This is a genomic window from Rhodococcus sp. OAS809 (assembly GCF_040546695.1).
Classification (GTDB): domain Bacteria; phylum Actinomycetota; class Actinomycetes; order Mycobacteriales; family Mycobacteriaceae; genus Rhodococcus_F; species Rhodococcus_F qingshengii.
Window position 1 is genome coordinate 4,727,295 of record NZ_JBEPOI010000002.1, and the last position, 13,367, is coordinate 4,740,661.

14 protein-coding genes are annotated in these 13,367 nt (G+C 61.5%); 8 read left to right on the plus strand and 6 right to left on the minus strand.

The genetic code is table 11. The annotated features are described in order from the left end of the window. Positions 1 to 89 precede the first annotated feature (89 nt). Both ABIE52_RS24945 and ABIE52_RS24950 read left to right on the plus strand, forming a co-directional pair. Positions 90 to 1,232, plus strand: a complete 1,143-nt coding sequence (locus ABIE52_RS24945) for an acyl-CoA dehydrogenase family protein (RefSeq protein WP_007730792.1) — start codon at positions 90 to 92, stop codon at positions 1,230 to 1,232. Positions 1,233 to 1,241: 9 nt separating this feature from the next. After that, positions 1,242 to 1,934, plus strand: coding sequence for a GntR family transcriptional regulator (locus tag ABIE52_RS24950; protein ID WP_003942905.1), 693 nt, complete (start codon positions 1,242 to 1,244; stop codon positions 1,932 to 1,934). Positions 1,935 to 1,943: 9 nt separating this feature from the next. On the opposite strand, the gene ABIE52_RS24955 is transcribed toward ABIE52_RS24950, so the two are convergent. Next, positions 1,944 to 2,564 (minus strand): TetR/AcrR family transcriptional regulator, encoded by a 621-nt coding sequence (locus ABIE52_RS24955; RefSeq protein ID WP_007730794.1) that lies wholly within the window; start codon positions 2,562 to 2,564, stop codon positions 1,944 to 1,946. A gap of 95 nt (positions 2,565 to 2,659) precedes the next feature. On the opposite strand from ABIE52_RS24955, the gene ABIE52_RS24960 reads away from it, so the two are divergent. From ABIE52_RS24960 to ABIE52_RS24970, 3 genes are all read left to right on the plus strand, one after another. Then, a complete protein-coding gene (locus tag ABIE52_RS24960; RefSeq protein WP_003943120.1) occupies positions 2,660 to 3,553 on the plus strand; it encodes an oxygenase MpaB family protein in 894 nt (297 codons plus the stop codon). Between the two features lie 104 nt (positions 3,554 to 3,657). After that, complete coding sequence (locus ABIE52_RS24965; RefSeq protein WP_192712774.1) at positions 3,658 to 4,797, plus strand: serine hydrolase domain-containing protein; 1,140 nt, start codon at positions 3,658 to 3,660, stop codon at positions 4,795 to 4,797. A 150-nt stretch (positions 4,798 to 4,947) separates the two neighbouring features. Beyond that, positions 4,948 to 6,042: a GGDEF domain-containing protein gene (locus tag ABIE52_RS24970; RefSeq protein ID WP_116057760.1), complete on the plus strand. Its 1,095-nt coding sequence runs from the start codon at positions 4,948 to 4,950 to the stop codon at positions 6,040 to 6,042. A gap of 9 nt (positions 6,043 to 6,051) precedes the next feature. Here ABIE52_RS24970 and ABIE52_RS24975 read toward each other — a convergent pair whose 3' ends face one another. Together ABIE52_RS24975 and ABIE52_RS24980 are read right to left on the minus strand one after the other, a co-directional pair. Next, entirely contained in the window at positions 6,052 to 6,264 is a 213-nt protein-coding gene (locus ABIE52_RS24975; protein WP_007730800.1) for a helix-hairpin-helix domain-containing protein, read from the minus strand. A gap of 32 nt (positions 6,265 to 6,296) precedes the next feature. Beyond that, positions 6,297 to 7,727, minus strand: a complete 1,431-nt coding sequence (locus ABIE52_RS24980; protein ID WP_099697140.1) for an MFS transporter — start codon at positions 7,725 to 7,727, stop codon at positions 6,297 to 6,299. A 63-nt stretch (positions 7,728 to 7,790) separates the two neighbouring features. On the opposite strand from ABIE52_RS24980, the gene soxR reads away from it, so the two are divergent. Beyond that, positions 7,791 to 8,231, plus strand: a complete 441-nt coding sequence (gene soxR / locus ABIE52_RS24985) for a redox-sensitive transcriptional activator SoxR (protein ID WP_003943238.1) — start codon at positions 7,791 to 7,793, stop codon at positions 8,229 to 8,231. Between the two features lie 12 nt (positions 8,232 to 8,243). Here soxR and ABIE52_RS24990 read toward each other — a convergent pair whose 3' ends face one another. The 3 genes from ABIE52_RS24990 to ABIE52_RS25000 form a co-directional block, all read right to left on the minus strand. Next, on the minus strand, positions 8,244 to 9,050 hold the full coding sequence (locus ABIE52_RS24990; protein ID WP_003943111.1) for an ABC transporter ATP-binding protein: 807 nt from the start codon (positions 9,048 to 9,050) through the stop codon (positions 8,244 to 8,246). Positions 9,051 to 9,065: 15 nt separating this feature from the next. Continuing rightward, positions 9,066 to 9,770, minus strand: coding sequence for a FadR/GntR family transcriptional regulator (locus ABIE52_RS24995; RefSeq protein ID WP_192712775.1), 705 nt, complete (start codon positions 9,768 to 9,770; stop codon positions 9,066 to 9,068). A gap of 102 nt (positions 9,771 to 9,872) precedes the next feature. After that, positions 9,873 to 10,433, minus strand: coding sequence for a TetR/AcrR family transcriptional regulator (locus ABIE52_RS25000; RefSeq protein WP_003943195.1), 561 nt, complete (start codon positions 10,431 to 10,433; stop codon positions 9,873 to 9,875). Between the two features lie 157 nt (positions 10,434 to 10,590). Between ABIE52_RS25000 and ABIE52_RS25005 the strand changes: the two genes are divergently transcribed. Beyond that, positions 10,591 to 11,562, plus strand: coding sequence for a phosphotriesterase family protein (locus tag ABIE52_RS25005; protein WP_003943005.1), 972 nt, complete (start codon positions 10,591 to 10,593; stop codon positions 11,560 to 11,562). A gap of 3 nt (positions 11,563 to 11,565) precedes the next feature. Continuing rightward, entirely contained in the window at positions 11,566 to 13,221 is a 1,656-nt protein-coding gene (locus ABIE52_RS25010; RefSeq protein ID WP_065455013.1) for an AMP-binding protein, read from the plus strand. The last annotated feature ends 146 nt before the right edge of the window (positions 13,222 to 13,367 follow it).

Genomic DNA, 13,367 nt, shown 5'->3' on the forward strand with positions numbered 1-13,367 from the left:
TGTGATGTGATTTACTGTGCTGGTAGTCACAGTATGCGTCGGACCGAGCTCCGACAAGCCTCCAGCCTCATCTCACTCGGGAGTTTTCGATGTACATGGATTTCACGCAGGAGCAGTCTGATTTCGCCAAGTCGGTAGCGTCGTTCTGCAAGAAGGAAAGTGGTACCCGTGAGCAGCGAGACCTGCTGACCGATCATGGCGCCCATAACCACAACCAGGCGTTCTACGAGAAGATGGCGGAATTGGGATGGCTCGGGCTGACTGTCCCGGAGGAATACGGCGGATCCGCCGGAAGCACGGTCGACCTGTGCATCTTCCTGGAGGAAGCCGCCAAGGGCATGGCGCCGATCGGTGGACTCGGCCCGACCGTCATCACCGGGGCTGCATACGAGAAGTTCGGCAGTCCGGCCCAGAAGGAGGCAGTGCTCGGCGGGATCGTCCGTGGCGCGTCTCAGTCGATCTCGATGTCCGAACCCGAAGCGGGCTCCGACGTGGGAAATCTGAGTTGCCGCGCCGAGAAGGTCGACGGTGGGTGGCTGATCAACGGCCAGAAGACGTGGTGTTCCAACGCGCACTTCGCCGAGAACATCCTTCTGGTGGCTCGCACATCCCGAGGTGAAGGCAAGCATGAGGGCCTGACGATGTTCCATGTCCCGGCCGACATCTCCGGATTGAAGATCAGTGGAATCGACACCATGGGCGGCAAGGAGGTCAACGATCTCTACTTCACCGACACATTCCTGCCCGAGGACGCGGTGGTTGGCGAAGTTGGCAACGGCTGGCGTCAACTCATGGCCGGACTCAACATCGAACGCCTCATCCTCGCGGCCATGATGCTCGGGACCGCGCAGCGCGCTTTCGACGACACCCTCGAATTCGTCACCACGCGTAAGCAGTTCGGCCGTCCGGTCGGATCGTTTCAGGCGCTTCGCCACCGGATCGCGGATCTCGCCACGGAGATCGAATGCGGCCGTCTGCTGGTCTACAGCGTGGCCCGAATGGTCGACGCCAACCCGACCAAGATGTTCCCGCGGGAAGCGTCGATGGCCAAGCTCAAGCTGACCGAGACCGCCAAGAAGGTCGCGCTCGAGGGGATGCAGATGATGGGTGGGTACGGTTACGCGACTGAGTTCGACATGGAGCACCATGTGCGAAAGACTCTTGTGTCCTCCATTTATGGTGGTACCAACGAGATTCAGCGAGACATCATCGGCAAAACGTACGGACTGTGAGGATCGGTTGTGGCAACGTCTGCACGCACTCGGAGAGCGACATCTGAGCTGAGGAGACGGCCACAGTTGTCGGAGGACGTGGCCAACCACGTTCGCAACCTGATCATGTCCGGCTCGGTCCGTCCGGGCGAGTTCGTCAGGCTGGACGAAACGGCGGCCGACCTCGGGGTCAGCGTCACGCCGGTGCGAGAAGCCCTCGTCGCATTACGCGGCGAGGGGATGGTCGAGTTGGTTCCGCATCGCGGCTATCTCGTCTCGCCCCTCAGTCGCCAGGACATCGAAGACATCTTCTGGTTGCAGGGGCAGATCGCGGTCAAGCTGGCGTTGCGGGCGATGGACAGCATCACCGCTGATCAACTCGCGGAACTCACGGAACTCAATGCCGATTTGCGAGCGGCGGTCGACGCTTCGGATGCAGCTGCGATCGAGCAGTGCGAATTCGAGTTCCATCGCCTGATCAATCGCGCTGCGGGTGGTGCGAAGTTGGCATGGTTCCTGTTCGGCGCGATTCGGTACACCCCTGCTCGTCTCTACGCGACGGATCCAGGCTGGGGTGAGCTTGCGGTATCGAGCCACGATGCTTTGATCGCGGCGTTCGAGAAGCACGATCGAGAACAGGTGGACGCGCAGATGAGTCTGCAGTTCTCCGACGGCGCTGCTCGACTTCTCGCTCACCTCGACAACATCGGGATCTGGGACTGAATCAGGAGCTCAAGACGGCGGCAGGGCGGGTGCGAGCAGGATCGCCGCACATTCGGCGACCAGTTCTTCTTCCGTCACGTCGATGTACCCGTCGAGCCATGCACTGAGGGTCTGCGCCAGGCCGCCGACCAGGAACGTGGCGGTCAGGGTCAGATGACCGCTGTCGTTCAATCGGTAGAAGGTCTTCGCGTTGGCGGCCAGGAGACCGATGAATATCGTCGTCGACGCTTGGCGTTTCTCGGCCAGGACAGGGCTCGTCAGGGCGCTGGAGAACAGTAGACGTCCGCGACGGGGATCGTTCGCGATAGTGCGGACGATGTTCGCGATTCCAGCGAGCGCCTTGCCGCGTTCGGTCTCGGCGGCGTCCACTGCAGCCTGGGTTGAAACGGCGATGTCCGTGATGACGGTGTCGTAGACGGCTGACATCAGAGCATCACGATCGGTGAAGCTCTCGTAGAAGTACCGCGCCGCGACACCGGCCTTCTTGCACACTCCGCGGACCGTCAGCTCGGGCTCGGCGGAGCCCATGAGTTCCAGACCGGCCTCGATCAGCGCCTCCCGTCGTTGGGCTACGCGGAGCGCGCCGTCGACGCCACCGTACGAACGCGGTTGGTCATTCATGAAGACCATCTTTGCATCCAGAGATTGCTTGACATCTCGGCATTTCGGCGTTTCACTCATCTGAGAACATGCGTTCGCAGATATCGACTCGAAGGGGTTCTGCCATGACGGTGAGTAGGGATTCGACGGGCGGGCGCGGGGAAACCGAGGCAGTCGGCGGTATCGAAGCGGTCGACACCAAAGCGATCGACATCGATGCGGAAGTCGAAAAGGCGATGTCCGGTCTCGGGTTGTTGGCAGCCGGCGCGAATGTCATCATGCAGCTCGCGCGTCCGGCGGTGGGGTACGGCGTGTATGAGAGCAAGGTCGAGACGGGTCGGTTGGATCGGCATCCGGTGAAGCGAACCCGGACGACACTGACGTATCTCGCCGTCGCAAGCCTGGCGACGGACGAAGAAAAGAAGCTGTACCGACGCGCAGTCAACGGCTCGCACAAGCATGTTCGTTCCGATGAGAACAGTGCAGTCGAATACAACGCGTTCGATCCGGAACTGCAGTTGTGGGTGGCCGCCTGTCTGTACCGAGGCTTCGAGGACGTCTACAAAATCTTGTACGGGGATCTCGATCCGGTAACCCGGGATGCGTTCTATCAGCGCAGCGCCACGTTCGGTACAACCCTTCAGATGCGACGCGACATGTGGCCGGCGGACCGGGATGCGTTCGAGGTCTACTGGAACGAGAACCTCGACAAGGTGGCGATCGACGAGACGATTCGTGAGCATCTCTACGGGATCGCGTCGGCGACCTTCACTCCGAAGTTGTTGCATCCCGTGGTCGGTCCGCTCAACCGATTCGTCACCACCGGGTTCCTGCCCCAAGCCTTTCGTGACGAAATGCGGCTCCCGTGGTCAGTGCGTCAGCAGCGTAACTTCGACCGATCCATGCGCGTCGCCGCGCTGGTCAATCGGTTCAGTCCGAAGATTCTGCGGATGTTTCCCTACAACTTCTATCTCTGGGATCTGCGTCGGCGCATCGCCAAGGGAATCCCGTTGGTCTGAGCCGACTCTGGCACTTGAAGTGATTGACACCACAGGTGAATCGGACACATACTCGACATAGTTGAAGTTGACGTCAAGTTTCATCATTCCTGTGGAGGCTGTCAGTGGCGAACATCGAAGGCGTATGTGACCAGCGATTCTCTGGCTTGAAGGAGGCGCTGGCACACAATCTCGATTCCGGCGAGGACGTCGGGGCAGCGATCGCACTGACGATCGACGGCGAATCCGTCGTCGACATGTGGGGCGGTTGGGTCGACGTCGAGCACACTGCTCCTTGGTCTCGCGACACCGTTACCAATGTCTGGTCCTGCAGCAAGACCGTGACCGCACTGGCCGCGCTCATGCTCGTCGACCGCGGGTTGCTTGATCTCGACGCCCCGGTCGCGCAGTACTGGCCGGAATTCGCAGCAGCGGGCAAGGACCGAATTCAGGTCCGGCAACTGTTGTCGCACACCTCGGGTGTGTCGGGGTGGGATCAACCGTTCACCCTCGAGAACATTTGCGACGACGAATATGCCACCGCCCGGTTGGCGACGCAGGCTCCGTGGTGGGAACCGGGTACGGCATCCGGATACCACGCCCTCAACTACGGCCACCTGATCGGCGAGGTCGTCAGGCGCATCGACGGACGAACCCTCGGTAGCTTCATCGACGAGGAAATCGCCGGCCCACTCGATGCTGATTTCCGCCTGGGCTTGCCGAAGTCGGAATACGGGCGAGTCTCGAATGTGATTGCGCCACCGCCTTTGCCGATCGACATCGCGGCACTCGGGATGGACAACATCATGGTGAAGACATTCACCGCGCCGCCGGCTGACGCTACAGGTTCGTGGACCGACGGGTGGCGCGCCGCCGAGATCGGTGCGGCCAACGGTCATTCGAATGCGAGGGCACTCGCAAGGATCCAATCGGTGATCGCGTGCGGTGGCAAGGTCGGTGACGTTCGCTTGCTGTCGGAGGAAACGATCGACAAGATCTTCGAGGAGCAGTCGTACGGGGTCGACCTCGTCCTCGGCGTGCCGGTCCGCTTCGGTGTCGGATTCGGATTGCCGACGCCCGAGTCCGTCCCGTTCATTCCGGAGGGGCGAATCTGCTTCTGGGGAGGTTGGGGTGGCTCGCAGATCATCATCGACACCGAGAAGCGCATGACGTTCTCGTACGTGATGAACAAGATGGGGCCGGGTCTGCTCGGTTCCGAGAGATCGGCGCAGTACGTATCGGCGGCCTACGACGCTTTGAGTTGATCGACCGATCCGAATCCGGCAGAATGGTTTGTTTGTTTGTTTGTCGCCCCTGACTATGCTGCCGGATATGCCAGTGCGCTTCGGGGGAACAGCGAGTCCGTTACGTCGAAGTACGCCCAAAAGTTGCGGAGCAGCATCGGCTGATCGGCGATGAACGGTTTGGTCGACGTCGTCATGCGCTGGTGGCAGTTGCCGGACCAGTTCCACAGTTTCAGCAGGTACCTCGAGGACCGCGGGTTCTTGACTTCCTGCCGGGCGCTGGTCGGCGGAACAGCATTCTGGATGGGGCTGGTGTTGCTGTCGGCGCGATTCAGTGACGTCGGTCCGCAAGGTACGTTCTGGCGAGCGGTCAATCTGGCGGTCATCGCGCTGTGCCTCGGCGCGGCCCTGATCTGGTGGCTGTTTCCGCCTACGCCGCTGTGGTCGTACACCTTTGTCGTGGGTTCCGACGTCGCGATTGCGGCGGCGGCCGCAACCGACTCGGAACCGCTGGGACGACTCATCGCGTGCGTCGTTTTCGCGTCGATCGGCGGCTACATCGCGTTCTTCCACAATCCGAAACTCCAAGTCGGTCACTTGGTCTTCGCCTCGACCGTCACGGTGCTTTCGGGGTGGACTTTGTTGTTCGGGCCAGCAGCTGACGTCGGCTTGGGACTGGCGAAGATCTCGGTTGTGCTGGCTACGATCATCGTGATTCCTGTTGTGTCACAGATTGTTCTGGCGGTCCTGGGTTCGGATGCCACTACCTCCGACATCGACCCGTTGACCGGACTGCTCAACCGTCGCGGATTGGCGCGTCGGGTGAACGACTTGATGGGCGCTCCGGTCACCGAAGCGGATGCACTGCTCGTAGTGGTGATCGACCTCGATCGCTTCAAGACGATCAACGACGTTCACGGCCATGACGTAGGAGACAGCACGATCATGCGAACTGCACTGCGCATCCGTTTGTGGACAACCCAGTCCGCCTTGACTGCTCGTATGGGCGGTGACGAGTTCGTCGTGGTCGAACGGGTACCGGTCAGCGTGATCTCCAGGCTGGAAGGACAGATCCGCTCCGCGATGGACGGAGCGAACGATGACCCTCCGACGAGCGCGAGCATCGGAATGGCGGTCCGCACCGCGCCCCGGAATCCGGGTGAGTCCGTCGACGCTGCTTTTGCCGAACTCTTCCGCGTCGCGGACTCGGTGATGTACGAAGCGAAGCGCGAAGGTGGCAACCAGGTGCGGGCGAGCTTGGTCTGATGTGAGAGCTCAGTCGGCGAAGCTCAGACCACGTTCGGCGAGTGCTTCGCGCAGAATCCTCAAGGCCTTCGGTCCCATCCCGTGCAAAGCGCCGAGTTCCTTCTCGGACACGGACGTCAGCTGCGCGAGATGGGTGTAACCCGCTGCGATCAGCGCGCGCTGTGCGGGAGCTCCCGTCTTCGGGAAGTCGGTTTCCACTGTGCCCGGATCCGGTTCTGTCACTGGCCAACTCCTCCGTGTGGGTTTCTCACAGTTTAGCGAGCGTCGTGAACGATTTCGGGGCTGCCGATTTTGTCGGGCGTTCGCGGAAGTGCGCGAGCTGCCACGGCAATGCCGATGATCGAGACAGCGGCGAAGGTGAAGAGAAGCAATTGCGCAGAACGAAGCGTCGACGGTTCGCCGATGTTGACCAGCACTCCGGCCAGGGCTGCACCGAAGGCATTGGCGATCAGCTGAACGGTGTTGATGGCAGCCGAGGCACGCGCACCTTCTCCGGGATCGGTGACCGAGGTCATCGCCCCGACTGCAAGATGAGGCCAGGCGATGCCGATTCCGACGCCGGCGAACAGCAGTCCGATCACCCACGCGACCACCGCACCGGCGCCGGCGTGTTCGGTGAGAAATGCTGCCATGATGCCCAACCCGATCGCGACGAGGATCGGACCGCTGACAACGATTCGTCGCACGATACGAGGGGCTGTTGCCGAGGCGCTCGGGATTTCGCCGAGAGTCCAGCCGAGAGCGAGTGCGGCCCCGAGGAATCCGGCCGCGAGAGGCGCCAGGCCGGCAAGTCGTTGCCCGAAGAGTGGAATGAACGTCTCGACGGTCGACGCGACAGCGAGGACGACGATGGTCAGGTACACCCATTTGAGAGATGACGAGTTGAACGTCGACGGCGGTAGTACGCCGTGGCGCGAGCGACGGTCAGCGGCGACAAAAGCGATCAGTAGCAGCACAGCGGCGAGAACCATTGCGGCGGTCACGGCGAGGTTGGACAGAATTCCGGCAACGCTGACCAGCAAAGCTGCCGCAGTCAGCAATGCCAGCGAGAGGACCGGCACCGGGCTACTGGTGGTGCTGCCCGGTTCATGTGCCGGTAGCGCGCTGGGGACGAGAGCGGCGACTGCGATCGTCGCGATGACCAGGACGCCGAAAGCCCATCGCCAGGCTCCGAACTGAGCAAAGACACCGCCGATTGCAGGGCCGGCGAAGGTGCCGACTCCCCACATCGCCGAAACCAGCGCGGCCCCGCGAGTCCACAGATGTCTGGGGAGCGCGGCATTGATGACGGCGTAACCGAGACCGGCCAGCAGGCCACCGCCCGAACCCTGGATCGTGCGGCCGACCAACAGCAATTCCATCGTCGGGCTGACCGCACAGACAACGGTGCCGAGCGCGAAGATCGCGAGGCCGATCAGGTAGGCCCCGCGCGGTCCCCTGGCGGCGAGGACGTTGGTGACCAACATCGAAGAGATGACGGAAGCAATGAGGAAGACCGTCGCGGTCCAGGCGTAGTACTGCTGACCGCCGATGTCGTCGATGGCAGTCGGAAGCAGGCTGGTCGTCAGGTAGACGTTGGTCGCGTACAGCGCAACGCCGCCTGCGAGGACGGTAGCGGTGCCGAGGTATCGACCGCTCAGGAGCTGCCGCCAGGTTCCGGTGGGAGCATCGGTGGGGGAGTGCATGTTGTCGAAGGTAGAATCTCAAGTGCGCTTCAGGTCAATGTCGCGCAGCCATTGGGAGGCAGAATGATCCGTAAGAGTGACGAACTTCTCTCGATCGGCGAGGTATCGGAGCGCACCGGCGTCGCCGTGTCGGCTGTGCGCTACTACGAAACACTCGGTCTGGTTCCTGCGGAGCGGACGGCAGGAAATATGAGGAAGTTCCCGCGGCATTCGATCCGGCGGGTGTCGCTGATCCAGTTGGCAGTCAGATTCGGGATACCCCTGGCCGAAGTTGCCGAAGTATTCGGATCGTTGCCGCAGGGGCGAACTCCGACGAAGAAGGACTGGCGCAAGATTTCCACGGAGTGGAATCAGCGCCTCGAGGATCGCAAGCAGGCCATCAACCGGATGCAGGACGAACTGACGGGCTGTATCGGCTGCGGGTGTCTGTCACTGAAAACATGCAACCTGCTCAACCCTGGAGACGAACTGGGCCGGGAGGGACCCGGCGCCAGACGTCTCTGAAACTACTGTCGGTCACACTCTTTCGCGTGGCCGCGACTGAGCATTCCACCGACCACCACGACGCTCGATCTCGATGGGATGCGAGAAGCACTCGCTGATGTTCTGGGTGGTGATCACATCCTCGGCGAGGCCGCTGGCGGTCACGACGCCGTCCTTGATCAGAAGAGCATGTGTGGTGGTGCTGGGGATCTCCTCGATGTGGTGCGTCACGAGGATGCTGGCAAGTGACGGGTTCTGATTGCGGAGGTCGTCCAGTGCCGTCAAGAGTTGTTCGCGTGCAGCAAGATCGAGCCCGGTCGCCGGTTCGTCGAGCAGAAGCAGGCGCGGTTCGACCATGAGTGCGCGGGCGATCAGGGCTCGTCCCCGTTCGCCTTGGGACAAGTTGGGCCACAGCGCGTCTGAACGCGGACTCATTCCGAGTAGATCGATCAGTGCGTCGGCGTGAGCCTCTTGCTCCGGCGTCGGTGACCAGCGCGGCATCACCTCGGTGGTGTTGGTGAGGCCGGTGATCACGACGTTGCGGACGGTGATCGGAATTCCGATCGTGTGACGAGGGTTCACGTGCCCGATGTCCATCCGCAGTTCCCTCATGTCGACGCGGCCCAACTTGTGGCCGAGGACGTAAACGGAACCGCGAGTCGGGTGGGCGGTTGCTCCGAGCAGGCTCAGAAGCGTGCTCTTGCCCGCGCCGTTCGCGCCGAGGAGGACCCAGTGTTGTCCGGGTTCGATCGAAATGTTGATGTCTTTCAACAAGTATCGGCCGTCGCGGACGAGATCCACGTGTTCGGTCGACAGAACTGTGCCGGTGGGGTGTTGCACGAGAACTAACCTCTCTTAGGCGTCGAGCACACGCAGTCGTCGTAGGACGGTGTCGATGTTTGCTCGAGTTGCCGATACCGCGGCTTCTGGGTCGGCGTCTTGAAGGGCCTCGACCAACTGATCATGGGCATGTGAGGTGTCGGGGACGCCGGCCTCGTGGGCCATCATCTCGACGAGGGATTCACGAAGGAGTGGACGCACCGACGTGAAAAGCGAGAGCAGAACTGCGTTTCCGGACAGCCGAACGACTTCGGTGTGGAAGTCGAGGTCGACGTCGACGAACTTCTCGACATCACCCTCGAAATGACTGTGTCGCATGGTCAGTCGACGCCGCAGGCCGTCGAGGTCCTCGGGTTGTACCCGCTCCGCGGCCAGTCTGGCGGCCTCGATCTCGAGTGCGCGACGGACTTCGAAGACCTCGAGGATCCTCGAGCGTCGAAGAAGTTTGGTGAATTCGTCGACGTGCTCGAGTTCGGACGCGGCAGCCACGAAGGTTCCGACGCCGTGTCGGACTTCGAGTAGTCCGTCGCGAGCGAGGAGGCGGATTGCCTCGCGAATCGAGGAACGCCCGACGCCGAGTTCGACGGCTAGGGCCGCCTCGCTCGGTATGCGCTCGGACGGCGCCCACGTTCCATGCATGATTCGCCCGCGCAGCAACTGTTCGAGTTGCGGTACCAGCGGACCACTGCGAAGTGTGAATCCTGTGTGGTCGTCGGACACGGCTCGCCTCTCGGGTGGGTACCGAAAGAGTAACAACTCATCAGACGTCTGAGGACTCGGGTGGCCGGTGTGTCGCCGTAGTGTTCACGCGGTCGAAGCGTGTCAGTTGCGGGTGACGCCGAGGAGCAGTGCGATCAGGTCGAGGGCCGTCTCGATCTCGGCCTTTTCTCGGCCGAGCAGGGGGGCGTAGAGGTGTACGTCGCAGATGCGAACGAGGGCTTCGCCCAGCACTTGCGGCGAGAGCGTGATCGTCAGTTGGCCGGCGTCGACCTGGGACTGCAAGATTTCGGCGGTGATGGAGGCGGAGATCGATTCGATGGAGCCGGGCATCATCGCGAGTTTGATGAACACCATCGGTTCGCGTTTGGTCAGCGCGCGCAGTTCTGTCGACGATTCCACCGATCGCATAACGCGGCCGAAGACGTCGAGAATGTACTCCGGACCTTGCCCCGACGCCTGTGACATCGCCTTTCGGTATGTCCGTTCGGTGGCCTCGGCCAGCACTGTTCCGAGCAGTTCGTCGCGGTTGCCGACCCAGCGGTACAGCGTCGCGCGGCCTACGCCGAGACGTTCGGCGAGCAGTGACATGTCGAGTGGTTCCTCCGCGAGGTACATGCTCGCGGCGGTGTCGATCGCGCGTCGGCGTTCGAGGTCGGTAGGCATCGGGACATTCTCTCCGGTTGTCCGGTACTGCACAATTTCGGCCGTTGAAAAATGGTGAGCCTCGGGGGATCGAGCCTATTGACGAACCTGGCCACGTGAGACACACTAGCTCATTGTCTCATGTTAGTGATGGCGATCACAGTCAGGGGTTCGATCGATGAGTTCAGTACAAACCGTTCGTGGGCCGGTGGATACAGCCGATCTGGGAAAGGTGTTGATGCACGAGCATGTCTTCGTTCTGGGTGAGGAGTTGCGCCAGAACTACCCCGACTACCCCGAACCCTGGGACGAGGAAGTACGGGTAGCGGACGCGGTGGCAAAGCTGACCGAGGTGAAGTCCCGCGGAATCAGCACGATCGTCGATCCCACGGTGATCGGCCTCGGCCGGTACATTCCGCGCATCGTCCGGATCAACGAGCAGGTCGATCTCAACATCATCGTTGCTACCGGCATCTACACCTACAACGACATTCCCTTCCAATTCCATTACACCGGACCGGGATTGCTGTTCGACGGCCCCGAGCCGATGGTCGAACTGTTCGTCAAGGACATCAGGGAAGGAATCGCCGGAACCGGTGTCCGAGCCTCCTTCCTGAAGTGCGCCATCGAGGAGCCGGGCCTTACCCCCGGCGTCGAGCGGGTCATGCGCGCGGTCGGACAGTCGCAGGTGGAAACGGGAGTGCCGATCACCGTGCACACCAATCCGCACACTGAATCCGGGCTGGTCGCGCAGAAGGTTCTGGCCGAAGAGGGTGCGGATCTGACCAAGGTGGTCATCGGTCACTCCGGCGACACCACCGATCTCGACTACTTGTGTGCGCTGGCCGATGCCGGTTCGCTACTGGGGATGGACCGTTTCGGTCTCGAACCGTTCCTGTCGTTCGAGGATCGTGTCAACACCGTGGTGGAGATGGCCCGTCGCGGTTACGCGGAGAAGATGGTTCTGGCGCATGACGCGTCGTGTTTCATCGACTACTTCCCCAGCGCGGCAAGAGAAGTGGCACTTCCGAACTGGAACTACACCCACATCAGTGATGATGTCATTCCGGCGCTGCTCGAACGTGGTGTCACCGAAGACCAGGTCAAGGCGATGCTGGTGGACAACCCACGTCGGTACTTCGAGAGCTGAGATATGACCAACGTGTACGAGAGCAAGCCCTGGCTCGCCAATTACGACGCCGACACTCCGCCGAACGTAGACATCGAGCACGTCGACGCCCTCGCGATGTTCCGTGCTTCGCTGGAGCGCGATCGCACCGCCCCGATCATCAGGTACTTCGACAGGACCGTCAGCTTTGCCGAGCTCGACGAGATGTCGGATGCGCTTGCCGTAGCCCTCGCCAAGGATGGAATCGGGTTCGCAGACAGAGTTTCCTTTGTCCTACAGAATGTTCCGCAGTTCGTGATCGCGACAGTCGCGGTCTGGAAGCTCGGTGCCGTCGTCGTTCCGGTCAATCCGATGTACCGCGACCGTGAGCTGTCCACCGTACTGGCCGACAGCGGAGCGGTAGCAGTCATCTGTCTCGAGTCCTCGGCCGAGACCGTGGCGACTGCGTCCGAGGGCACCGAAGTGCGACGGGTGATCACCACGTCGGAACGGGATTTTCAGTCGCGCGACGATGAACGGATCTTCGGTTCGGCGTCCAGGATTCGTCATGATGGATTTCCGGACCTACTGGAACTGATCGAGGCTCATCGAGGACAGAAGCCCGAGAAGGTCGATCTGTCCCCGGAAGACCTTGCCTACCTTCCTTATACGTCGGGGACGACCGGCCCGCCGAAGGGGTCGATGAACACGCACTCAAATGTCGTGTTCGCAGCGCAGATCTATCGGGACTGGCTGGGGTTGCGCCCCGGCGGCGCGATGTTCGCGGTGGCGCCACTGTTCCATATCACCGGGTTGATCGGGCACGTCGCGGCTCCACTCCTGGCCGGCGCGCCCACGATTCTGACCTGCCGATTCCATCCCATCGTTGCAGCGGAGTCAATTTCGGAGCATCGGGCTACCGCGATCATCGGAGCGATCACGGTATTCATCGCGTGGACGGACAGCGCCGCAGTCTCGAAGGAATCTTTGAGCTCTCTCGAGTCGGTGTATTCAGGTGGCGCGCCGATCCCGCACGCGGCGTTGGAAGCGTTCCGGTCGAAGTTCGGTCACTACATTCACAACGGCTACGGGCTGACCGAGACGAACAGCCCGGCAATCGTGGTGCCGAATTCGCGTGAAGCGCCGGTAGATCCGGCGTCGGGGGCCGTTGCTGTCGGCGTACCGGTATCGAATACGTACGCCGAGGTGGTGGACGAGAACGACAAGCCGGTACAGGTCGGGGAGTACGGCGAGATCGTGGTCTCCGGTCCCCAGGTTGCACTCGGATACTGGAACAAGCCGGACGAGACCGCACATGCCATGCCGGACGGGCGTTTTCACACCGGCGACATCGGATTCATGGACGGCGACGGTTGGTTTTACATCGTCGACCGGATGAAGGATCAGATAAATGCCTCGGGCTTCAAAGTGTGGCCACGCGAAGTGGAAGATGTTCTCTACGAACACCCTGCCGTACGAGAGGCTGCTGTCGTCGGTGTCATGGATCCGTATCGCGGCGAAACCGTGAAGGCCTTCGTGTCCTTCAAGGACGGTGCCGAGGCGACCACCGAGGATCTGGTCGAGTTCTGCAAGGAAAGGCTTGCAGCATACAAGTATCCACGCATCGTCGAGGTCATGAATGACCTGCCGAAAACAGTGAGCGGCAAGATTCTTCGTCGTGAACTGCGGGTACCGAACTAGATCTACCTGACAAACGAATTGCCGGCCGCCGACAAGGTGAGCCGGCCATTCGTCGTGGTGGCTGACGAGCATCGGTAGGGGATTTAGTCCCCTATGCGGCAATGCATTTCAGTGATTGACATCACTCTTTTTGTATCGCAGACTGA